We start from the raw sequence: 22,865 nt of genomic DNA, 5'->3' as shown, positions 1-22,865 counted from the left end.
GGAACTATCGTGACAAAAACCCGGGAAGGTCAACTCCTTGAGACTTTCGTTACCTTGGCCGACACACTCGTTGCCGACTACGACGTCGTCGACCTATTGCACACGCTCGTCGAGAAATGTGCGGCCCTGCTCGACGCGTCGGCGGCCGGAATCATCCTGTCGGCCGGCGACGGTGAACTCGAAGTCGTGGCGTCAACGAACGAACGAAGCCGCTTGGTCGAAATTTTGCAGTTGCGTGCCGGAAGCGGCCCGTGCGTTGAGAGCTTCACGACCGGCCTGGCCGTAGCCATTCCCGACATTGACAGCACCGGCGACAAATGGCCGAAGTTTCGTTCGGGTGCCCTCGCGCAGGGCTTCGCTACGATGCATGCCGTACCACTTCGACTGCGGGCCACAACCATCGGCTCCCTCAACCTGTTCTGGGATCGCACCGGGGGATTGAGCGCGGCAGACACCAACACTGTTCAGGCGCTGGCGGATGTCGCCACCATCGGTATCCTGCAGGAGCGGGCAATTCGGGAGAGCGATATTGTTCGCAAGCAGCTGCAGCACGCGCTGAGCAGTCGGGTGCTGATCGAACAGGCCAAGGGCGTGGTGGCCTATACCCACGGCGTGCACATGGGCGATGCGTTTGACAAGATTCGCGAATATGCGCGCAACAACGGTCTTCCCCTCGCGGACGTCGCCGAGCGGATCGTGAATCGCGCGCTCACCCTGTAATCTCGCGCGGTGTGGTCCGATTCATCATCGAATATGCGAGATAGCCGTGTTCCCATCGCCTTAGGGTAGACCGGGCATATACTTCTACAGCGACCCCGGACCCTGGAAGCACGTGAATATTCCGTGAGCTTCCGAGGGGCAATCATGAAACGCATATTTCACCCGGGCGGTTCAGTAACAACCGGCAGCGATCTCGCTGATGCCGTACTCCTCTACGCCGAGGCGCTGTGCAACCGCCGTCAGGTCGATGTCGTCGATATCCCCGTGATGGGAGATGACGGACACCTGCTGCGTGCCCAGTTCCTGATCGGGTCGGCCAGCCAGTTGGTGAGCGTGACGGCCGACAGTCTCGCACCCGAATTGGTTGAACCGGAGACCACCGATTTTCTGCACCGCAAAGCTCAAACCGGCGCCATGATTCCCGCCGCTTGGACGCGCGAGGAATCTGCCGCAGCCCAGTTCGACGACTTCGACTACTGACTTGTCTCTCGCCGGGAACGGAGCATCGGGTTGCTCCTTTCCCGGCGAAGTTCCAGCGCCGGGCGCCCGGTAGGCTGAACGAGTGCCATTCTCGCTCGCCGACGTTACCCGCGTCGCCCATACCCTGTGGCCCCTGGGTGGTGCCGAGGGCTGGGACGCACCGGGCCTGGTCAGCGGAAATCCGAACCAGCCCATTCGCAGCATTCACTTGGCAGTCGATGCCGTCTCCGACACCGTCGACGAAGCTATCGAGGCCGGCGCTGACCTGCTGCTGACGCATCATCCGTTGCTGTTGCGCGGTGTCACGAGCGTGGCCGAAGACGGCTACAAGGGTGCCCTGCTCAGTCGTCTGATTCGCGCAGACTGCGCGCTGCTCGCCGCACACACCAACGCCGACGTCGTCGCAGACGGAGTGTCCGACGTGATCGCCACCCGGCTGGGACTGATCGACGCCCTGCCCATCACAGAAAGTTCCGCTCCGGGCACCGGCATCGGGCGGTTCGGCCGTTTGGCCGTGCCGACGACGCTGGGACACCTCGCCCACACGCTCCTGGCAATTCTGCCGGCCACGGCATCGGGAGTGCGGGTCGCTGGGGATTATTCCGCGCCGATCAGCACGGTCGCTCTCTGCGGCGGCGCCGGTGATTCCCTGCTGCGGAATCCTAAGGTGCTGGCAGCGGATGTCTACATCACCTCCGATCTGCGTCACCACCCGGCGCAGGAAGCGCGGGAGCAGGCGCTCTGCGGCGGCGGACCGGCCCTCGTGGACGTCGCCCACTGGGCCAGCGAGTGGCTCTGGCTGGAACCGGCCGCCAAACAGCTGCGCGTGGCCTTGCCCGGAGTGTCCGTAACGGTAAGCGAACTTAACACCGACCCGTGGGATTTTGCCGTTGTGCACTAATCTCCGAGTCACCCCCATTTTTTCGTAGTACATCTCAATTCCAGCGTTAGGTCAGGACATCGTGAAGGCATCACCACTCCAGCAGAAGGAACTTCTGCGGCTTCAGGCCCTGGACATCAAGGTTCTTCAGCTCAGCCACCAGTCAAAATCGCTCGCGGTGCACACCGAACTGGCCGCGCTCAATCGTGAAGCTGAGGCCAGCCGCATGAAACTGCTCGGTCGGTCGGGTGAGCTCGACGATGTGCGCACCGAACTGGGACGCATCGAAAGCGACGTCGAGGTCGTGGAGAAGCGGATCGCGCGCGACACCGACCGCCTGCAGCACACCTCGTCGATCAAGGACATCCAGGCCCTGGACTCCGAAATTGCTTCGCTCAAAAAGCGCCTGTTCGACCTCGAAGAGATCGAGATCGCAGTGCTGGAGCGCCAGGAAGAGCACGAGGCTGCCGTCGCCGTGGTGGAAAAGGAACAAGGCGTCATCGCCGAACGCCTGAGCGCCACCGAGTCCGCGCGCGATGAGGTGCTGGGCGACCTCACCCGCCAGCTCGGCGAGCTTACCCGCGACCGTGCCACCGTAGCGGCTACCATCCCCGACGACCTTGCCGCACTGTATGAGCGTCTGCGCATCACTGGCCACGGCAACGCGGCGGCGCTGCTGCGTGCCCGCACCTGCAGCGGCTGCACCATGACCCTCACCGGCAGCGACCTCGCCGACGCCCGGCAGGCACCGGCCGACGAGGTTATCTTCTGCCCCGACTGTGGTGCCGTCCTGGTGCGCACCGAAGAGTCCGGAATCTAGCCCCGGTTGGGCGGCAGCCCGCTCAGGGGTAGACTCAAGTCTCGGAATGGGTCGGCAAGACGGTCGCGTCATTCGCGAGATTTTCGAATCGAGCGGATGCCGAGGAACGTCCGGGCTCCACAGAGCAGGATGGTGGGTAACACCCACCCGGGGTAACCCGCGAGACAGTGCCACAGAAAGTAGACCGCCACCAGCGCGAGCTGGTGGTAAGGGTGAAACGGTGGTGTAAGAGACCACCAGAGGCCAGGGTGACCTGGTCGGCTCGGTAAACCTCGTCCGGAGCAAGGTCAGACAGAAAGCGTTGAGGCGGCTCGCCGAGCTTTCGGGTAGACCGCTAGAAGGCTGCGGCAACGTAGTCACGAGATAGATGGCCGTCGACGGTGTGCAAGCACCCGAACAGAACCCGGCGTACTAGCCGGCCCATTCCACCCCCTCGAACACCGCATCCCGCCAGCGCGGGATGCGGGTGCTATCTAGCCGGGAAAGCGCGCCGCCAACGCAGCGGCGCCGAGGATGCCGGCGTTGTTCCGGTGCACGGCCGGGATGATGCGCGTCTTCAGGTTGAGCAGGGGCAGAAAGTCCTCGTGGTGCTTCGAGACCCCGCCGCCGACGATGAACAGGTCGGGCGAGAAGAGCAGTTCGAGCATCGAGTAATACTTCTGCAAACGCGCAGCCCATTTGTCCCAGCTGAGGTCGTCACGCTCCTTGGCGGAGTAGGCCGCACGGGTTTCATAGTCATAGCCGTCGATCTGCAGGTGGCCCAGTTCCGTGTTGGGCACGAGCACGCCGTCGTTCAGCAGCGCTGAACCGATCCCGGTACCGAGAGTAGTCAGCAGCACCACGCCGGCGACGTCTTTGGCCGCACCGAACTGTGATTCGGCGTAACCGGCAGCATCCGCGTCGTTGACGAAGTGAATGGGCAGGCCCAAGCCCTTTTCGAACAGGGCTTCAGCGGCGAGGCCGATCCACTTCGACGAGACGTTCGCGGCCGACATTGTGTGACCGTTCTTCACGACCGCGGGGAAACACACGCCGACCGGGAGGTCGCCGACGTCCTTCGAGACAGTGGCGAGCAGGGTTCGGGTGGTCTCGACGATATCCTGCGGTCGACCGCCCTTGGGAGTGGGCAGCTTCACTCGATCAGAGAGGAGCGAGCCGGTGGCCAGGTCGACCACCGCCCCCTTGATTCCCGTGCCACCGATGTCGATGCCGATTGCGGTCTGTGCGGTCATTTGTTGATCCTCTATCCGTTCGAAAAGGTCGGTCAGGCCAGGGTCAAAATCTCAGCGCCTTGTGCGGTCACCACGAGGGTGTGTTCGAATTGTGCGGTCATGCTGCGGTCTCGCGTGAGCACCGTCCAGTCATCGCTCCAAATGTCCCAGTCGCTGGTACCGAGGGTCAGCATCGGCTCAATGGTGAAGACCATCCCGACTTCCATCACCGTGTCGTACTGCGGTGCGTCATAGTGCGGAATGATCAGACCGGAATGGAAAGCTTCGCCGACGCCGTGGCCGGTGTAGTCACGCACGACGCCGTAATTGAACCGCTTGGCATAGGACTCGATGGTGCGGCCGATCACGTTGACCTGACGCCCGGGGGCGACGGCCTTTATGCCGCGGGCGAGCGCCTCCCTGGTACGTTCGACCAGCAGCGTCACCTCATCGGTGGCTTCGCCCACGATGAACGTGACGTTGGTATCGCCGTGCACACCATTCTTGTACGCGGTGATGTCGATGTTGACGATATCGCCGTTTTCGAGCACCGTGCTGTCGGGGATTCCGTGGCAGATGACCTCGTTCACCGAGCTGCACAGCGACTTGGGGTAACCGCGGTACCCGAGGGTGGAGGGGTAGGCATCGTTGGCCACCAGGAAGTCGTGACCGATCTGGTCCAGGTGTTCGGTGCTGACCCCGGGAACGATGGCTCGCCCGACAGCGGCGATGGCCTCGGCGGCGATGCGGCCGGACTCACGAATAAGCTCGATCTTCTCGGTCGAATAGACGTCAGAGCCGGTGAACGGGCTCGGGCCTTTCTTGCCCACGTACTCCGGGCGAACGATGTGTGATGGAACGGAACGGGTCGGTGACACCGTTCCCGGGACGAGGTGACCGATTGAATCCTTAGGCATAACATCAAGCTTATGGCCGACGACAAAGAACACGCATTCTGGTACAACATGCGCACCGGCGAGGTGGAGCACGGCCTTCAGTCGACGTCGCTGGATCGGGTTGGTCCGTTCGCGACCCGTGACGAGGCAGCCCACGCCCTGGAGAAGCTGCGCGCGAACAGCGCCAAGTGGTCGGAAGACGACGCCAGGGACGCTCGCTAGCCGCTCTACTCGTAGCTGTGTTCCAGCGCCGGGTAGGCACCGGAAGCGACGTCCGCGGTGAACCGCTGCACAGCATCCGTCAGCACCGCCCGCACGTCGGCGTACTGACGCACGAACTTGGGCACCCGGCCGCTGGTCATCCCGGCGAAGTCGGTCCAGACAAGCAGCTGGCCATCAACGGACGGTCCCGCTCCGACCCCGATCGTCGGGATCGACAGCCTCTCCGTCACGCGTGCGGCGACCGATGCCGGAACCATCTCCAGGACGACGGCGAAGGCGCCGGCGTCCTGCACGGCGAGGGCGTCGGCGATGAGCTCGTCGGCGGCATCCCCACGGCCCTGAATGATGTGGCCCCCCAAACCGTGTTCGCTCTGCGGGGTGAAACCGACGTGTCCCATTACTGGGATTCCAGCCGAGACTATGCGCCGGATCTGCTTGTGGCTGCGCTGGCCGCCCTCGAGCTTCACCGCGTGCGCCTGGGCTTCCTTCATGAACCGCACGGCGGTCGCCAGGGCCTGATCCGGCCCGCTCTCGTACGATCCGAACGGCATATCGGCCACGACGAAGGCGCGGGTCACCGCCCGGGCAACGGCACGGGTCAGCGGGATGAGCTCGTCCACGGTGACCGGCAGGGTGGTCTCGTACCCGAAGACGTTGTTGCCGGCTGAGTCGCCCACGAGCAGAAAATCAATTCCGGCCTGGTCGAAAATCTGGGCGGTGAGCATGTCGTAACTCGTCAGACCCGTAATGGGGACGCCCTGCGACTTGGCGTTCTGAAAGTGGCGGGTGCGCACCCGCTTAGGCCCGGAAACCGCGTTGTAGGGACGCTGCCCTGCGGCATCAGCGGGGGAAACCGTGGAATCGGGCTCGGGTGCTGTCAACTCTGGCATGCGACAAGTGTAGTCAGGCAAGCAATCGTGGCCGGAGCCAGTAGCCTAGACAGTAGTTATCGCGGTCGGCAGCTCTGGGGTGCCGACCTGTTGGAGCAATCAGAGAGAGCGTGAATGGACAAGCAGCGCGACTTCGTTCTTCGGACCATCGAGGAGCGAGGAATCAAGTTCGTTCGACTCTGGTTCACCGATGTCGTCGGTACCCTCAAGTCCGTGGCGATCGCACCCGCTGAAGTCGAGGGTGCCTTCAACGAGGGCCTCGGCTTCGACGGCTCCGCCATCGAAGGCCTCACCCGCTCGTTTGAAGCGGATGTCCTGGCTCACCCGGATCCGACCACCTTCCAGATTCTGCCCTGGCGTGGCGAGGTTGACCCCACCGCGCGCATGTTCTGCGACATCACCACCCCCGACGGCCAGCCTGCCGTGGCCGATCCGCGCAACGTGCTCAAGCGCACCCTGGCCAAGGCGGCCGACCGCGGGTTCACGTTCTATACCCACCCCGAGGTGGAGTTCTACCTGCTGAAGTCGTCGAAGTACGGCAAGAACGGTCCCGTTCCGGTCGACTCAGCCGGCTACTTCGACAACGTTCCCGGCGGCACCGCCCACGACTTCCGTCGCCGCTCCGTGCGCATGCTGGAAGACCTCGGAATTTCTGTGGAATTCAGCCACCACGAAGCCGGTCCCGGCCAGAACGAAATCGACCTGCGCTATGCCGACGCGCTCACCACCGCCGACAACATCATGACCTTTCGTACCGTGGTCAAGGAAGTCGCCATCGAGCAGGGCGTGTACGCGACGTTCATGCCCAAGCCCATGTCGGAACACCCCGGATCGGGCATGCACACGCACATGTCGCTGTTCGAAGGCGACGCGAACGCATTCTACGAGGCCGGCGCCAAATACCAGCTCTCCAAGATCGGCCGCCAGTTCATCGCCGGGCTGCTCAAGCACGCCCCGGAGATCACCGCGGTGACCAACCAGTTCGTGAACTCCTACAAGCGCCTCTGGGGCGGCGACGAAGCCCCGAGCTTTGTCTGCTGGGGTCACAACAACCGCTCGGCACTGGTGCGCGTTCCGCTCTACAAGCCCAACAAGGGCCAAAGCGCCCGCGTTGAGTACCGTGCGATTGACTCCGCGGCCAACCCATACCTCGCCTATTCACTCATGCTGGCCGCCGGCCTCAAGGGCATCGAAGAGGGCTACGAGCTGCCGCCGGAAGCCGAAGACAACGTGTGGAGCCTCAGCGATACCGAACGTCGTGCGCTCGGCTACACGCAACTGCCGGCCAGCCTCGATCACGCTATCCAGTTCATGGAGGAGTCCGAGCTCGTTGCTGAGACCCTCGGCGAGCAGGTGTTCAACTATGTTCTGCTGAACAAACGGCAGGAGTGGCGTGACTACCGGTCACAGGTCACCCCGTTCGAACTGCAAAAAAACCTGGAGATGCTCTAACTCGCCAGTGGTCGATGATCGAAGGAACCACCCGCGATGGAGCGTTTGCACTTGACCCTGACCGAACTCGTTCGGGTGGGCTTCGTCGACCTCGCTGAGGTACGTGCTCGGCTCGACGAGGTCGCCCAGCTCGGTGCGGGCCGCCAGCACGGCTTGGATGCGGCGGCCAGGTTGACCGATACGCGGGCGCTGCTGCCGCTCCTCGCTGCGACGGCAAGCCCGGATGCCGCGCTCGTTGCGCTGGTCGCCCTGCTGCGGCAGGGCGCGCCCGAACTGTTCGATCTGCTCCAGTCTCCGGAGGAAACCGGGCGGCTGCTGAAAGTCCTTGGATCCTCCAGCGGACTCACCGAATTCTTCCTGCGGCATCCGGTGGAACTGTCGGTTCTGGCGATACCCCTGGCCGTGCTGCCCAGCGTTGATGATCTGGTGAGCGACCTGTTGGATTCGGTCGGTGCAGCCGAAGGATTCTCGCAGCTCGTTGATGATGCAGCCTGGATCGCTCTGCGGGTTCGCTACCGTCGTCGGCTGGCGCAGCTGGCAGCCTTCGACCTCGAACAGGCCGACCCCGTGAGCGGGCTCGACGGCGTGGCCCGCACACTGTCCGACCTTGCCACCGCAGCTCTCGAAGCGGCCCTCGCGGTCGCCCGCACGATGTCGAGCGGCGACACGGCCGGGCGCGGCGTTTTTCCGACGGACCAGGTGCGTGCTACCCGCCTGGCCATTATCGGCATGGGCAAGGCTGGCGCTAGCGAGCTGAACTATGTGAGCGACGTCGATGTGATTTTTGTCGCCGACGGCGACGACGCGGCCGGGCTGGAAAGTTCGCGAGCCGTTGAGATAGCGACCCGCCTCGCTGTCCTGATCATGCGCGGCCTCGGCGAATCCGGCATCGAACCGGAGCTCTGGGAAGTCGACCCCAACCTGCGCCCTGAGGGCAAGAGCGGCGCTCTCGTACGATCGATCGAATCACACCTGGCCTACTATGACCGCTGGGCCAAGAGTTGGGAGTTCCAGGCCCTGCTCAAGGCCCGCACGCTGGCCGGTGACCGCGAGCTCGGGGGGCGCTATCTCGATGCGGTCACGCCCAAGGTCTGGAGCAGTGCCAGCCGGGAGAATTTCGTTGAGTCGGTGCAGCGGATGCGGGAGCGCGTCACCGATAACATTCCCGACGACGAGGTCGATGTTCAGCTCAAACTCGGCCCTGGCGGTCTGCGCGATATCGAGTTCACAGTGCAACTGCTCCAGCTCGTGCATGGCCAGACCGACCCCGACGTTCGACAGGCCGGCACACTGCCGGCGCTGACCGCCCTGGCCACCGCCGGGTACGTTGGCCGGGCCGAAGCCACCGAATTCGCCCAGGACTACCGCATGCTGCGCCTGATGGAACATCGGCTGCAGCTGCAAAAGCTCCGCCGTACCCACCTGGTGCCGCGCGACGAAGCAAATCTGCGAGTCTTGGCTCGCTCGACCGGTCTGGCCACGAGCGCTGACGGGCTGACCATCCGTTGGTCGGAGACCAAACAACGGGTGCGCGGCCTGCACGAGCGGCTGTTCTATCGGCCCCTGCTGTCAGCCGTGGCATCGCTGCCGGCCGAGGGCCTCAACTTGACGAGTGCACAGGCCGAGGCCCGCCTCGCCGCAATCGGCTTCCTGAACACCAAGGGTGCCCTGGCCCATATCGCGGCTCTCTCCGGCGGAGTGTCCCGGCGTGCGGCGATCCAGCGGCACCTGCTTCCCGTGCTGTTGCAGTGGCTGTCGCAGGGTGCCGACCCCGACTACGGCTTTCTGGCCTTTCGTCGCCTGAGTGACAACCTTGGCTCGACCTACTGGTTTCTGCGCATGCTGCGGGACTCCTCGGGTGCCGCAGAGCGACTCACCCGGGTATTGTCCGGAAGCCGGTACATCGGCGAGTTGCTCGAGAAGATCCCCGAGGCGGTGGCTTGGCTCGAAGATGAAGCTGATCTGCAGCCACGGCCGCGGAAGTCCCTCCAGGACGAAACCAGAGCTGTGCTGGGCCGGCATGAAAGCCCGGATGCCGCCGCCACCATTCTGCGCGCGGCCCGTCGACGGGAGATGCTGCGTCTGGCTTTTGCAGCGCTGCTCGGCCAGATAGATCTCGACCAGCTCGGCCAGGGCCTGACCGACGTCAACGCGACCTATATTCAGGGCGTGATCGCCGCCGTCCGTGGGGGAGACCTACCCGTTCAGGGTGCCTCCGAGGCGGTTCGCGACGGCGCGGCCGAGCCCGCCTCGTCCGGCGGCGACGGCATTGAATTCGGCGTGATCGGTATGGGCCGGTTCGGCGGCGCCGAGCTTGGTTTCGGCTCCGATGCCGACGTCATGTACGTCTTTCGCGCCGGCGTGCTCGAGGGTGAAGCGGCCAACGAACGGGCACGCTATATCGTGCGGGAACTCAACCGGCTCACCGAAGACGGTCGGTTGCCGCTCGATCTGGACATCGGGTTGCGGCCCGAAGGCAGCAACGGGCCGGTGGTACGGTCACTGCAGTCCTACCAGGCGTATTATCGCCGCTGGTCGCTGACTTGGGAGGCCCAGGCCCTGCTCCGCGGACGCGGTGTGGCCGGCGATGCCACGTTGCTACGCGACTTCGAAGCCGTCGCCGACGACGTGCGGTACCCGGCCGCGATCAGCGAGCAGGCCGTACGGGAGGTTCGCCGCATCAAGGCTCGGGTGGAGAACGAGCGGCTGCCGCAGGGCGCAGACCCGAAACGGCACCTCAAGCTGGGGCGCGGTTCGCTCAGCGATGTGGAGTGGCTGGTGCAGTTGCTGCAGCTCCAGCACGCGGCGGCGATTCCGGCGCTTCGCACCACGTCCACGCTCTCAGCGTTAGCTGAAGCGGTCAGTGCCGGTCTGATACCGGCAGCGGATGCGGCGGTGTTGCGCAGCGCGTGGATCTTCGCATCCCGCGCCCGCTCAGCCATCACACTCTGGACGAACCATACCTCTAACGTGTTACCCACCGATCGTGCGGCCCTAGAGGGCATTGCCCGGGTCATGGAGTACCCCCCGGGATCGGGAAACCAGCTCGAGGACGACTACCTCGCGGTGACCCGCCGGGCCCGCGCCGTGTTCGAGCGCCTGTTCTACGGTCCCGTGGAGCGTCCGGGGCCCACCGTCGGCTGATCCGGCACGAGGCGCGATCCACCGAGTGCACACTGCAACACCGCTTCGCGTAGCAACACAGAAGGGACCGCATCCAAAGATGCGGTCCCTTCCCTCGCTGCGGTACAGCCTGACTATGGTGAGATTTAGACGCCGTAGTACAGTTCGAACTCGAACGGGTGCGGACGCTGGGCGAGCGGCTTGATCTCGTTTTCGCGCTTGTACTCGATCCAGGTCTCGATCAGTTCGGGCGTGAACACGTTGCCGGCCATCAAAAAGTCGTGGTCGGCTTCGAGGGCCTGCAGCGCCTCCTCGAGTGAGGCGGGAACCTGGGGGATGTTCTTGGCTTCTTCGGGCGGCAGCTCGTAGAGGTCCTTGTCGACCGGCTCGTGCGGCTCGATACGGTTCTTGATGCCGTCGAGGCCGGCCATGAGCTGAGCGGCGAAGGCGAGGTAGGGGTTGCCGGAGGCGTCGGGGGCGCGGAACTCGAGGCGCTTGGCCTTGGGGTTGGTTCCGGTGATTGGGATACGGATCGACGCCGAACGGTTTCCGGCCGAGTAAACCAGGTTGACCGGGGCTTCGAAGCCGGGTACGAGACGGTGGTACGAGTTGACCGTGGGGTTCGTGAAGGCGAGCACGGCCGGGGCGTGCTTGAGCAGGCCTCCGATGTACCAGCGAGCCACGTCGGAGAGTCCGCCATAGCCGGCCTCGTCGTAGAACAAGGGCTTGCCGTCGGCCCACAGGGACTGGTGGGTGTGCATACCGGAGCCGTTGTCGCCGAACAGCGGCTTGGGCATGAAGGTCGCGGTCTTGTTCCAGTCGTGCGCCGTGTTCTTCACGATGTACTTGAACTTGAGCAGGTCGTCGGCAGCGTGAACCATGGTGTCGAACTTGTAGTTGATCTCGCCCTGGCCGCCGGTGCCGACCTCGTGGTGGCTGCGTTCCAGGATGAGGCCGGCTTCGATCAGCTTGAGGCAGATGTCGTCGCGCATGTCGACGTGCTGGTCGACCGGGCTGACCGGAAAGTAGCCGCCCTTGAACGGGGTCTTGTTGGCGAGGTTTCCGCCGTCTTCCTTACGACCCGAGTTCCAGGCACCCTCGCTGGAGTCGACCTTGTAGTAGCTGGTGTGCTGGTTCACTTCGTAGCGCACGTCATCGAAGATGTAGAACTCGGCTTCTGAGCCGAAGAAGGCGGTGTCGCCGATGCCGGTGGAGGCGAGGTATTTCTCGGCTTTCTTGGCTACCTGACGCGGGTCCTTGGAGTAGATCTCACCGTTGCGCGGGTTGTAGATGTCGAAGAGCATGATGAGTGTCTTCTCGGTGCGGAACGGGTCGAGGTACGCGGTCGACACGTCGGGGATGAGCTGCATGTCGGATTCGTGGATCGACGCGAAACCGCGGATCGAGGAACCATCAAACATTTGGCCCACGGTGAAGAACTCTTCATCGACGGTGGATGCCGGGATGTTAAAGTGCTGCTGCACACCGGGAAGATCGGTGAAACGGATGTCAAGAAACTTGACGTCATTCTCTTTGATGAATTTAAGCACTTCGGACGAATCGCGGAACATGCGGTGTAACTCCAGACGACGAGGGCGTGGAAACGGCCGAATCGGACACATCGGCTTCATTGAGATTAGTAGCGCTGCGTTACTTGTCCGTGACGCTTATGTTTCGCCCATGTTACAGGGGCGCCCCCTCGGTAGACTCATTGGGTGCCAGCCTCCGACTCCCGCCCGAACACTTTTGGTCAGCTTCCACCGAGTCAATGGCCGGGGGAGCGCCTCGGATTCCCCCGGATCGGGCCGAGTTCCATCGGTCGCCCCGGTCGACGGTTGCTTGGCTTCGCCATCGACTGGGCCCTCGCGATCGGGGTATCTAAGATCTTCTTCAGCTACGATCCGGCGGCGAACCTGATTATCTTCGTCATCATGCAGATCGTGTTTATTCCGACCATCGGTGCCAGCATCGGCCACCGTCTGGTCGGTTTGCGCCTTATCTCCATCCACGGCGGCTGGATTGGTCTGTGGCGACCGGTGGTGCGGTCACTGCTGCTCGGAATTGCCCTTCCCGCGTTGGTCTGGGATTCCGACCAGCGCGGCTTCCACGACAAAATTGCCGGAACGGCGCTCATCCGCCAGTAACGGTGCTGCAACTGGGCCAACGATCGTGCGGTAACGAAGAACGGCCGGGCGATAGACGCCCGGCCGTTCTGTAATCTGGTGAGGTCAGCCGCGCTGCGGGCGAGCCTTCATCGGGTCGACGCCCTTGGGAATGGGAAGTTTCGTGCCCATGGAGTTGAAACGGTTGTTCACGGCCAGTACCTCGGCCTTAGTCAGGGTGGGCTTGATGCGGGTCAGGCGGCGAGCCAGTTTGTGCAGCGGCACGGCATCCTCGTCGGGTCCGACGGAGATGACCGTTACGCCGACGTTGCCGCCGATGCGCACAATCTTGCGCTTTTCTTCGTCGAGCATGCGGGCAGTGCGCGTCTTGGGCCCCTCGCTGATCAGTACGACCCCGCCGCGACCGACCGCGCGATAAACCGCATCCTGCGTCTTGCCGTTGACCGCTACCGGCATTTCACTGCCGACCCAGCCACGCTTGAGTGAGCTGCGCAACACCGCCCCCACGGCACCGGGCTGGCCCTCGATCTGCGAATATGCAGCTTTCTCCGCCCGACGACCGAGGATGATGAGCATCGCCAGAATGCCGGCGAGTACGCCGGCGACGATCCAGAGCACCGTCGTGAAGACGTTGCTTCCCGGGAGCAGCAGGGCCAGAGCCAGGCTAATCAGAACGGGGATAACGAAGGCCAAAACCAGAATCCAGACGATGTTCGAGTCGTAGCGTCTCGTCATCTGGAACACCTGCCACATTTGCTTCAAGCGGCCGGGCTGTTTTGGTTTTTTGGGGGTCTTTTCCTTGCTGCGTGCCATGGGTATAAGACTACCCAGTCACTCGAATGCTGCGTGACCGAATTCGACTGCGTCCTCGCATCACGAGACCGCCTGGGCGAACCCAAGTTGGGCATCCGCCAGCTGACGCAATTCGGCGGGGATCTCCCGACCGGTTGCGACCATGGACTGGGCCCACAGCCGACCGGCGCGGTAGGAAGAACGCACCAGCGGACCGGACAGAACGCCGAGAAAGCCGATCTCCTTGGCCTCCTCGTTCAGCTCGACGAATTCCTCCGGGCGCACCCAACGAGCGACCGGGAGGTGCCGGGCGCTGGGGCGAAGGTACTGGGTGATGGTGATGATGTCGGTACCGGCCTCGTACAGGTCGTGCAGTGCCTGGGTGATTTCTGCGCGTTCCTCACCCATGCCGAGAATGAGGTTGGACTTAGTGATCAGCCCGGCATTGCGGCCTTGGGTGAGCACGTCGAGCGAGCGGTCATAGCGAAACGCCGGGCGGATTCGCTTGAAAATGCGTGGCACGGTCTCGACGTTGTGTGCGAAAACCTCCGGTTTGGCGTCGAAGACCTGCGCAAGGTGCTCCGGATTGCCGGAGAAGTCTGGTACCAAAATTTCAACACCGGTGCCGGGGCTCTGCTGGTGGATCTGCCGAATCGTCTCAGCGTAGAGCCAGGCGCCTTCATCGGGCAGGTCGTCGCGGGCTACGCCGGTCACGGTGGCGTAGCGCAGGTTCATCGACACGACGGACTCGCCGACCCGGCGCGGCTCGTCCGTGTCATAGTCAGCGGGCTTGCCGGTGTCGATTTGGCAGAAGTCGCAGCGGCGGGTGCACTGCGAACCACCGATCAGGAAGGTTGCCTCGCGGTCCTCCCAGCATTCGAAGATGTTCGGGCAGCCGGCCTCTTGGCAAACCGTGTGTAGGTTCTCGCTCTTCACCAGCGCCTGCAGCTTCTGGTACTCCGGCCCCATCTTCGCGACGGTCTTGATCCAGGCGGGCTTCCGCTCGATCGGCGTTTCCGCGTTCCGAATTTCCAAGCGCAACAGTTTGCGGCCTTCGGGTACTGCGCTCATGCGTTCGTCCTGACGGTGTCGAGGTTGGCTGGGGTCATGGTGTCGGCATTCAGGCTCGACGTGCGACGGAAAGCGGCCGTAATCGGATCGATCAATTCGCTCGGGTCGACGGTTCGGCCGAGCACACGGGACATCGTGGTCACCCCGGCATCGCGGATTCCGCAGGCGATGATACGCGAGTAGGCTTCCAGCGAATTGCTGCAATTGAGCGCGAAGCCGTGCATGGTCACTCCCTGGGCAACCCGAATTCCGATCGCGGCGATTTTGTCTTCGTGGCCGACCGGTCCCACCCACACTCCGGATCGTCCGGCCACCCGCACAGCATCAATGCCGAAGTCAATCAGAACTTCGATCAGAACTGCCTCGAGGGATCGAACGTAGCCGACGACGTCGACGGGTTCCGTCAGATGCAGGATTGGATACCCGACGAGCTGGCCCGGGCCGTGCCAGGTGATCTTGCCACCCCGATCGACGTCAATGACCGGCGTGTCGTCGACGGGGCGTTCCTCCGGCAGGGTGCGTTTTCCGGCGGTATACACGGCCGGATGCTCCAGGAGAAGGACGGTGTCCGGTCGCTCGCGGGCGACGACGGAACGATGGACTGCGCGTTGGAGCTCTAGGCCCTCAACATACGGCACGGAGTTGGCGCTTAGCCCCGCGACGACAAAGTCGAGCATCTGCCCAGTCTAGGGGGCGTCGTGGGCAATCGCGGACAGCGAGCACCTGTGCAGAGCCGTAGTCGGCCCGCGCTGTCACGTCTCCTCCACATCGGTGCGGATCACCTGTTCTGCACGAATGAGCGGAACGTCAGTGCGGCGGCCTGTTCAGCGACCGATCATGGTCCGGTGAGACGACGCACTGAACAGAACCCGGCCTCGGCCGACGACCCACCGTGGCGCGATTTGGATCGAGGCCAGCACGCGACACACCGTGAGACCGCATCCGCAGCTGCGGAGGCAGTGCACACGGACGGCGTCGTCGCCGGACACCGCGTGATCCGTTTGCTGGGCACTGGGGATCGAGCCGTGGTGTACCTGGGCTACTCCGGTGCGGCAAGCGCGGTGGCTCTCAAAGTCTTTCGCGCCGACACCGAGTCGTCGAGCATCGAACTCGACATTGCTGTGCTGACCTCTGCGGCCGCACCGGGACTCGTGCGTCTGCTCGACGTCGCGCAGCTCGGTGATGGCCGTATTTGTCTGGTGCTGGAACGACTCACCGGCGGTTCTCTGGCCAGGTACCTGGTCGAACACCCGCGCCTTTCTCCCGGCGAAGCCGTGACTCTGCTGGCGCCGATCATCGTCGCCCTGGGCGCCCTGCATGCGGCCGGGTTCATGCACGGGGCCATCAGCCAGTCGACAATTCTGCTGGATGCCAGCGGCCGATCGGTGGTGACCGGTTTCGGTGCGGTTGCGCAGCTCGCTGACGTGCCCAGGGAACGGATGCGGCGCCTGCACGCCGACTACGAACGGCTAGGTGTCGTGATGGCTTCCCTCGTCGAAGCGGTCGATCCAACGGACTCGCACCGTGCCAGTGGGGCGGCACTGTTGCGGCGTTTCCAGGCTGCAATCGACCCGGCCGTTCCTCCGAAACCTTTGGAGGTGGCAGTTAGCGCGGCACGAGTGGATTCGATCCTCGGCACACTGGAGCACGAGCTCTTTGATTGGGCCGATGCCCAGCCACTTCAAGGCTTCCAACTCACTGAGCTTCGGGATGCACAAGCACAGAGCGTGAACACCGCCACGGTCGAGGCGGGGGCCGGCCGGGTCAATGGAGTGCAGCTCCGCCACAGTGTGCTCGAGTTAAACCAGGGCACAGCGATAGCTGGCGACGACAGGCGATGCGTCACAGTCGTCGACGCGCAATTCGCGCACGAACCACAAGGCAGACTCGACCCGGGGGTCGACGACACGTTCAACGAGACGTTGGACGTCCGGCCGTCACGCGCGCGATTCGGCTTCGCTGGCGACATCCTTGGCAGCCTCCGCGCTCGGGGCGCTGCCCTCGCGCACCGGTTGCAGTTACAGGCGAGGCCCGGTAGGTTCGCGACCGTTGTTGACTCTCTGGTCGACTGGCAACCGTTCCAATCGTATGCGCACGCCCTGCGCAAACGACTGTACGGGCACCATCGGCCGCTTCTGGTGGCAGCCCTGGGAGGCGCCAGCATTCTCGTGCTCGCCCTGACACTGTTCCCCGTGTCGGGCCGTGCCGGGGAGACCCGACCATCCGGCCCTTCGGGTGGCGCTGCCACGGCGGGTAGCACTGCGGGCGCTATAGACATGTCGACCGCTGCACCAACGACCGCTGCGGATGCCGCCGGTGCGGCAAGTCTGACAGCGATAGCGGGGGACGACCCGGTGTCGGCCGTGCCGGCGCTGCTCGTGCGACGCGCGGCGTGCCTGGCGGCCGGCTCCCTGGTCTGCCTGGTCGACGTGGATCAGACCGGGTCGGCCATCCTGTCAGCCGACAGCTATGACGCCTGCGAGCGGCAACAGGGCCGATCCGGCCGGGAGGTCGCCGACTACACGGACTTCCTGCCGTCCCTTGCTGAGCGAAGTGGCGACCTGGCAGTCGTCGCGTTGACGCCGGCGTCCGGGGAGCAAAAAAGCCAGCCGGCCTCGGTCCTTGTGGTCAAGGGGGAGGGCGGCTGGCGTCTTCGTGAGATTTTCGACTACTGAGATGTCCCAGGCCGAAAGGTCGTACGGTTCGTGCTGTTAGATGCCGAGGTTGCCCTCGAACGCACCGGCTTCGAGCCGCGCCTTCATCGTGGTGAGGAAGCGGGCTGCATCCGCTCCGTCGATGATGCGGTGGTCGTAGGACAGCGCGAGATACACGCTCGAACGGATCGCGATCGAGTCGAGACCATCATTGGTGACAACGAGCGGCTTTTTGTACACGATGCCGGTGCCCAGAATGGCGCTCTGCGGCAGGAACACGACGGGCGTGTCGAACAGTGCGCCGCGCGAACCGGTGTTGGTCAGCGTGAACGTTCCGCCACTCAGTTCATCGGGCTTGAGCTTGTTGTCGCGAGTGCGAGCGGCGAGGTCGGCGATCTGGGCGGCGAAACCGGCCAGGTCGAGTTCGCCAGCGTTGCGCACAACCGGAGTCAGCAGGCCACGCTCGGTGTCAACGGCAATGCTGATGTTCTCCTGCGCCGGGTAGACGATCGTGTCGCCCTCGATCGTGGCGTTCACGATCGGGATGGCACGAAGGGCCTCGGCGGCAGCGAGTGCGAAGAACGGCAAGAAGGAGAGCTTGTTGCCGGTCTTCTCGGCGAATGCACCCTTGACCCGGTCGCGGAGCAGGGCGACGCGGGTGACGTCGACCTCGACCACGGTCGTGAGCTGAGCGGATGACTGCATCGAGATAACAGCGCGCTCGGCGACGACCTTGCGCAGGCGCGACATCGGCTGGGTGGTTCCGCGCAGCGGCGAGACCTCCACAACCGGTGCGGCGGTGGTCGTGCCAACGGCCGAGGCTGCCTGCACGATGTCTTCCTTGCGGATGCGTCCGCCCACTCCGGTTCCACTGATCGTCGCGAGGTCAACGCCGGCTTCGTTCGCGAGCTTGCGTACGATCGGGGTGACGTATCCGCTGGTGCCGGCGTGTGAACCGCGTGCCGCGGGTGCTGCTGCGGGTACTGGAGCTGCTGCAACCGGTGCTGGTGCTGCAGCAACCGGTGCTGGTGCTGCTGCAACCGGTGCTGGCGCTGCGACGGGCTCCGGAGCGGCGACCGGCGCGGGTACCTCAGCAACGGGTGCCTCAGCAGCCGGTGCCTCGGCGACGCGTGCCTCCACAGCCGGTGCCTCAGCGGCCGGTGCCTCAGCGGCCGGTGCCTCGGCGACAGGTGCGGCAGCGCCGGATCCGTCGCCGATGGTGACGAGGGGGGTGCCGACCTCGACGGTCTCGTCTTCCTGCACCAGGATGGCTTCAATAATGCCGGCGACGGGCGACGGGATTTCCGTGTCCACCTTGTCGGTCGATACCTCGAGCAACGGCTCATCGACCTCCACGCGGTCGCCCACGTTCTTGAGCCAGCGGGTGACCGTGCCCTCTGTGACACTCTCTCCGAGTGCCGGGAGGCTGACGGATTCGCTCATGCGTTTGTCTCCTTCAAAACCGTTTGCTTATCTAAAAATGGATGAAATTGTAGGAATCCGACTACATCGCGTGAAGCGGTTTGCCAGCGAGGGCCAGGACGGCCTCACCCATCGCTTCGTTCTGCGTCGGGTGGGCGTGCAGGAACGGAGCGATGTCCTCCGGGTATGCTTCCCAGTTCACCACGAGCTGGCCTTCGCCGATGAGCTCGCCGACGCGGGCGCCGATCATGTGGATACCCACGATGGGGCCGTCCTTGACCCGCACCAACTTGACCGAACCGGCAGTGCCGAGAATCGAGCTCTTTCCGTTCCCGCCAAGGTTGTACTCGTAGGTGGAGATCTGATCGGCACCGAACTTGTCGGCGGCCTTGGCTTCGCTGTACCCGACCGAGGCAACCTCGGGGTCACAGTAGGTGACCTTGGGGATGTTCACGTCTTCGACGATGATCGGGTTCAGTCCGGCGATTTCTTCGGCGACGAAGATGCCCTGCTGGAAGCCACGGTGAGCGAGCTGCAGACCGGGAACGATGTCGCCAACGGCGTACACACCGGGGATGTTCGTGGCAAGGCGCTCGTCGGTGATGACGAACCCGCGGTCCATGGTAACGCCGACCTGGTCGAAGCCGAGGCCTGCGGTGACCGGGCCGCGGCCCACGGCCACGAGCAGGAGGTCGGCCTCAACCGTCGCACCGTTCTCGAGAGTGACCACGACGCCCGAATCGGACTGGGTGACACTCTGAAAGCGGATGCCGAGGGAATACTCGATACCGCGCTTGCGGAACGCCCGCTCGAGCTGCTTGGAGATCGACTCTTCTTCGTTGGGCACGAGGTGCGGCAACGCTTCGATGATCGTGACGTCGGCGCCGAAAGACTTCCAGACGCTCGCGAACTCGACGCCGATGACGCCGCCGCCGAGCACGGCGACCTTCTTGGGCACGTAGTCCAGGGCGAGTGCGGTCTCGCTCGTGATGACGCGGCCACCGATCTCGAGGCCGGGCAGCGAACGAGAGTACGAGCCGGTGGCCAGAATGACGTTCTTGCCCACGATCGTGTCTTCGCCGACCTGAACGGTCGTGGGGGAGACCAAGTGTCCTTCGCCCTCGATCACGGTGATTCCGCGAGCCTTGACCAGGCCCTGAAGTCCCTTGTATTTGCTCGCCACGATGCCCTCGCGGAACGCGGTAACGGCAGCGATATCGATGCCCTCAAACGCGGTCTTGACGCCGTATTTAGCGGCTTCACGGCTGACATCGGCCACTTCAGCCGAGTGCAGGAGGGCCTTGGTCGGAATGCAGCCGACGTGCAGGCAGGTGCCGCCGAGTTTGCCCTTCTCGATCAGACCAACGGTGAATCCCAGCTGCACGGCACGCAGCGCTGCTGCGTATCCACCGCTTCCGCCACCGAGAACGACAATGTCAAAATTCTGTTCCGACACTCAGCTACTCCCTCACGCATTACGCTTTGTCACGACGGCCGACAGATTATGCTGATCGGCCGCGTGGTTTGACAAGCTTTTTCTTGCCCCTTCGACTGTACTACGGGCGTGAAAAGTCCTCGGCCAGTCGAAGAAGCGCCCGAACGGACACCCCGGTCGGGCCGGCAGCGGTGAATCCCCAGCCCGCGCCGTCGTGGTGGGCCGGTCCGGCAATGTCGAGGTGAGCCCACGGAATGATCTGGCCGGCGGCATCCGTTCCGATGAATTCCCGCAAAAAGACCCCGGCGAGCAGCATTCCGCCGGCCGCGCTGCCGATTTTCGCGTTGGCGATGTCGGCGACATCCGAGTTGAGGGTGGCACGCAACTCGTCCGGGAACGGCATCGGCCACGCTGTCTCGCCGGCGGCAGCGCTGGCCGCGAGCACGTGTTGCACGAGAGCGTCATCGCCCATGGCGCCAAAATACCGGTTGCCCAATGCGACGACCTGGGCTCCGGTCAGGGTCGCGACGTCGATGATTGCGTCCGGGTGTTCTTCGCCGGCCGCGACGAGGCCGTCGGCGAGTACCAGACGACCCTCAGCATCCGTGTTGAGCACCTCGACGGTGCGGCCGCCGCGCATGCGCAGCACGTCGTTGGGTCGAATAGCCGAACCCGACGGCATGTTCTCTGCGATGCACATCCACGCGGTGATCCGAACCGGCAACTGCAGCCGGGCAGCAGCGACCACCACGGCCAGAACAGTGGCGGCTCCGGTCATGTCGTATTTCATGCCCACCATAGATGCCGGCGGCTTGAGGGAGAGTCCGCCGGTATCGAAAGTGATGCCCTTGCCGACCAGGGCGAGGTGCTTGCCGGCGCTGCTCGGGGTGTAGCTGAGTTTGACCAGGCGCGGTGGCCGTGACGAGCCGGCTCCGACCCCGGCAATGCCGCCGAACCCGTCGGCAGCGAGCTGCTGCTCGTCCCAGACCGTCACCTCAAGCGGCAGCCCGCTGGCGGCCTCGATCGCCAGATCGGCTAGCGTTGCCGGGTACAGGTCGAGCGGCGGCATGTTCACCAGGTCCTTGACCAGGCGTATGGCCTCGGCGCTGACCCGGGCGCGTTCCACAGCGGATGCTGCCGACGTCTCCGTGTGCACCACGACCTTTTGAGCCGGCAACTTGGTGGCGGCCAGCGAACTGTGGCGGTAGGCCGTGTACGAATAGCCACCGAGGGCGGCGCCCTCGAGCACGGCCTCGACCTGATCGGCGTCGCTCAGCGGCAGAGCGAAGGCTACCGAGGTCGCGCCGGTCAGCTGCCGAACGGCAGACCCGGCCGCGTGGCGAAGCGCATCGGTGCTGACCAGACGCCCCAGCCCGACGACGGCGATGCTGCGCGGAGTGCCGACGGTCGACACCACACGCACGACCTCATCACGCGCTCCGGTCGCGTTTAGGAGCGACAGCTGAGCCGTCACCGCTGCGATCAGAGCGTCACCGAGAGTGACGCCCGCGACTAACTGCACCCCATCATCCGTTTGCAGCGAAGCGAGGATGAGGACGTCGGCGGGGGAGTCCAGCGCGGACTCGGTGGACAGGGACAGGGTGGGAACAGTCATACCTCGATGCTATCCGGGGCCGTTACCCGGCTGTTCGCTCTGGGCACGATGGTGAAAGCCCCTCAAACACAGCACAAATGGGCACCTCGGATTAGAGTTAAAGAATGTCAGATCCCGAGGAGCTCTACGAACTCACCGCCGACGCCGCTGGCGTCCCGCAGGGGTTGCACCTGATTATGGGCCTGACCGGCTTTGCGGATGCCGGTGGTGCGGTCGCGCAGTTCACCGACTATCTGTTGACCACCCTGGATCACACCGTCGTGGCGTCGTTCGACACCGATGCCCTGCTCGATTATCGGGCCCGGCGCCCGATCATCTACTTCGACCAGGATCACCTCACCGATTACCAGCCGCCGACGTTGCAGCTGTATCTGGCCCGCGACGAGATCGGGCAGCCGTTCCTGTTTTTGACCGGCTTCGAACCTGACTTCCGCTGGGAGCAGTTCACCAAGGCGGTGCTGCAGCTCGTCGACCGGTTCACGGTTGCCGGGGCGACCTGGGTGCACGCCATCCCGATGCCCGTTCCGCACACCCGACCGATCGGTGTCACGGTCAGCGGCAACCGCTCCGATCTCATCGAGAACCGATCGGTCTGGCGGCCACACACGCAGGTCGCGGCCAACGTTCTACACTTGCTGGAGTACCGCCTGCAGGAACGCGGCGCCTCCACGGTCGGCTACGTGCTGCTCATTCCGCACTACCTGGGTGATACCGAATTTCCGGCCGCAGCCCTCACCGCATTGGAAAGCACGAGCGCATCAACCGGTCTGATCTTTCCGACCGATCGCCTGCGCGAAGCCAATCGAGAGTTCGTGGCGCGCATCGACGACCAGGTGCAGAACAACCCGGAGCTGGCCAAGCTGGTGGGAACCCTGGAGCAGCGGTACGACGCTTATATGGAGGGGAGCCCGCTGCGGTCACCGCTCACCGACGAAGACGGCGAGCTGCCGTCAGCCGATGAAATCGCCGCCGAACTCGAGAATTTCCTCGCTCTGCGCCGCAGTCGCGATGACGGTACCGTCAACTAGACGCAGCTGGCCGCACCTGGCACCGCACGCC

20 protein-coding genes and 1 other RNA gene are annotated in these 22,865 nt (G+C 64.1%); 11 read left to right on the top strand and 10 right to left on the bottom strand.

The genetic code is table 11. The features are described 5' to 3' along the window. Positions 1-9 precede the first annotated feature (9 nt). From CJ028_RS19765 to rnpB, 5 genes are all read left to right on the top strand, one after another. Positions 10-720, top strand: coding sequence for a GAF and ANTAR domain-containing protein (locus tag CJ028_RS19765; protein WP_105036855.1), 711 nt, complete (start codon positions 10-12; stop codon positions 718-720). 144 nt (positions 721-864) lie between these two features. Then, positions 865-1,200 (top strand): hypothetical protein, encoded by a 336-nt coding sequence (locus CJ028_RS19760; protein ID WP_105036854.1) that lies wholly within the window; start codon positions 865-867, stop codon positions 1,198-1,200. Positions 1,201-1,282: 82 nt separating this feature from the next. Next, positions 1,283-2,101 (top strand): Nif3-like dinuclear metal center hexameric protein, encoded by an 819-nt coding sequence (locus CJ028_RS19755; RefSeq protein WP_105036853.1) that lies wholly within the window; start codon positions 1,283-1,285, stop codon positions 2,099-2,101. Between the two features lie 61 nt (positions 2,102-2,162). Further along, positions 2,163-2,900 (top strand): zinc ribbon domain-containing protein, encoded by a 738-nt coding sequence (locus CJ028_RS19750; protein WP_105036852.1) that lies wholly within the window; start codon positions 2,163-2,165, stop codon positions 2,898-2,900. A 47-nt stretch (positions 2,901-2,947) separates the two neighbouring features. Further along, an RNA gene (rnpB, locus tag CJ028_RS19745) (RNase P RNA component class A) lies at positions 2,948-3,327 on the top strand. Positions 3,328-3,373: 46 nt separating this feature from the next. Here the strand turns inward: rnpB and ppgK are convergent. Both ppgK and map read right to left on the bottom strand, forming a co-directional pair. Then, positions 3,374-4,132 (bottom strand): polyphosphate--glucose phosphotransferase, encoded by a 759-nt coding sequence (gene ppgK, locus CJ028_RS19740; RefSeq protein ID WP_105036851.1) that lies wholly within the window; start codon positions 4,130-4,132, stop codon positions 3,374-3,376. Between the two features lie 32 nt (positions 4,133-4,164). Then, positions 4,165-5,028: a type I methionyl aminopeptidase gene (map, locus tag CJ028_RS19735; RefSeq protein ID WP_105036850.1), complete on the bottom strand. Its 864-nt coding sequence runs from the start codon at positions 5,026-5,028 to the stop codon at positions 4,165-4,167. Positions 5,029-5,040: 12 nt separating this feature from the next. On the opposite strand from map, the gene CJ028_RS19730 reads away from it, so the two are divergent. Next, on the top strand, positions 5,041-5,229 hold the full coding sequence (locus CJ028_RS19730) for an SPOR domain-containing protein (RefSeq protein ID WP_105036849.1): 189 nt from the start codon (positions 5,041-5,043) through the stop codon (positions 5,227-5,229). Positions 5,230-5,234: 5 nt separating this feature from the next. Here CJ028_RS19730 and panB read toward each other — a convergent pair whose 3' ends face one another. Then, complete coding sequence (gene panB, locus CJ028_RS19725) at positions 5,235-6,119, bottom strand: 3-methyl-2-oxobutanoate hydroxymethyltransferase (RefSeq protein WP_105036848.1); 885 nt, start codon at positions 6,117-6,119, stop codon at positions 5,235-5,237. Between the two features lie 114 nt (positions 6,120-6,233). Here panB and CJ028_RS19720 point away from each other — a divergent pair, with 114 nt between their 5' ends. Then, entirely contained in the window at positions 6,234-7,571 is a 1,338-nt protein-coding gene (locus tag CJ028_RS19720; RefSeq protein WP_105036847.1) for a glutamine synthetase family protein, read from the top strand. A 36-nt stretch (positions 7,572-7,607) separates the two neighbouring features. Continuing rightward, complete coding sequence (locus tag CJ028_RS19715) at positions 7,608-10,715, top strand: bifunctional [glutamine synthetase] adenylyltransferase/[glutamine synthetase]-adenylyl-L-tyrosine phosphorylase (protein WP_105036846.1); 3,108 nt, start codon at positions 7,608-7,610, stop codon at positions 10,713-10,715. 125 nt (positions 10,716-10,840) lie between these two features. On the opposite strand, the gene glnA is transcribed toward CJ028_RS19715, so the two are convergent. Continuing rightward, positions 10,841-12,265 carry a type I glutamate--ammonia ligase gene (gene glnA, locus CJ028_RS19710; RefSeq protein WP_105036845.1) on the bottom strand — a complete coding sequence of 475 codons (1,425 nt, stop codon included), beginning with the start codon at positions 12,263-12,265 and terminating at the stop codon, positions 10,841-10,843. Positions 12,266-12,409: 144 nt separating this feature from the next. On the opposite strand from glnA, the gene CJ028_RS19705 reads away from it, so the two are divergent. Then, complete coding sequence (locus CJ028_RS19705; RefSeq protein ID WP_105036844.1) at positions 12,410-12,838, top strand: RDD family protein; 429 nt, start codon at positions 12,410-12,412, stop codon at positions 12,836-12,838. An 84-nt stretch (positions 12,839-12,922) separates the two neighbouring features. Here CJ028_RS19705 and CJ028_RS19700 read toward each other — a convergent pair whose 3' ends face one another. The 3 genes from CJ028_RS19700 to lipB are packed head-to-tail and all read right to left on the bottom strand — an operon-like array spanning position 12,923 to position 15,357. Continuing rightward, positions 12,923-13,630, bottom strand: a complete 708-nt coding sequence (locus CJ028_RS19700) for a DUF4191 domain-containing protein (protein ID WP_105036843.1) — start codon at positions 13,628-13,630, stop codon at positions 12,923-12,925. 60 nt (positions 13,631-13,690) lie between these two features. Further along, the gene (lipA, locus tag CJ028_RS19695) at positions 13,691-14,680 is read right to left on the bottom strand and encodes a lipoyl synthase (RefSeq protein WP_105036842.1); all 990 of its coding nucleotides are present in this window, start codon (positions 14,678-14,680) and stop codon (positions 13,691-13,693) included. After that, positions 14,677-15,357 (bottom strand): lipoyl(octanoyl) transferase LipB, encoded by a 681-nt coding sequence (gene lipB / locus CJ028_RS19690; RefSeq protein WP_105036841.1) that lies wholly within the window; start codon positions 15,355-15,357, stop codon positions 14,677-14,679. Before lipB ends, lipA begins: the two co-directional genes overlap by 4 nt. A 168-nt stretch (positions 15,358-15,525) precedes the next feature. On the opposite strand from lipB, the gene CJ028_RS19685 reads away from it, so the two are divergent. Next, entirely contained in the window at positions 15,526-17,355 is a 1,830-nt protein-coding gene (locus CJ028_RS19685; RefSeq protein WP_129590551.1) for a protein kinase domain-containing protein, read from the top strand. Between the two features lie 36 nt (positions 17,356-17,391). Here CJ028_RS19685 and CJ028_RS19680 read toward each other — a convergent pair whose 3' ends face one another. The 3 genes from CJ028_RS19680 to CJ028_RS19670 all read right to left on the bottom strand — a co-directional run bounded on the left by CJ028_RS19680 (position 17,392) and on the right by CJ028_RS19670 (position 21,806). Further along, positions 17,392-18,777 (bottom strand): 2-oxo acid dehydrogenase subunit E2, encoded by a 1,386-nt coding sequence (locus CJ028_RS19680; protein ID WP_105036839.1) that lies wholly within the window; start codon positions 18,775-18,777, stop codon positions 17,392-17,394. A gap of 61 nt (positions 18,778-18,838) precedes the next feature. Further along, complete coding sequence (lpdA, locus tag CJ028_RS19675) at positions 18,839-20,212, bottom strand: dihydrolipoyl dehydrogenase (RefSeq protein ID WP_105036838.1); 1,374 nt, start codon at positions 20,210-20,212, stop codon at positions 18,839-18,841. Positions 20,213-20,312: 100 nt separating this feature from the next. Next, entirely contained in the window at positions 20,313-21,806 is a 1,494-nt protein-coding gene (locus tag CJ028_RS19670) for a leucyl aminopeptidase (protein ID WP_105036837.1), read from the bottom strand. A gap of 104 nt (positions 21,807-21,910) precedes the next feature. Between CJ028_RS19670 and CJ028_RS19665 the strand changes: the two genes are divergently transcribed. Then, a complete protein-coding gene (locus CJ028_RS19665; protein ID WP_105036836.1) occupies positions 21,911-22,834 on the top strand; it encodes a proteasome assembly chaperone family protein in 924 nt (307 codons plus the stop codon). Positions 22,835-22,865: the final 31 nt, after the last annotated feature.

Origin of the sequence: Cryobacterium aureum (genome assembly GCF_002954245.1) — a bacterium.
GTDB lineage: Bacteria > Actinomycetota > Actinomycetes > Actinomycetales > Microbacteriaceae > Cryobacterium > Cryobacterium aureum.
Note: the sequence above shows the minus strand (reverse complement) of the source record. Positions and strands in the feature narration are given on the sequence as shown.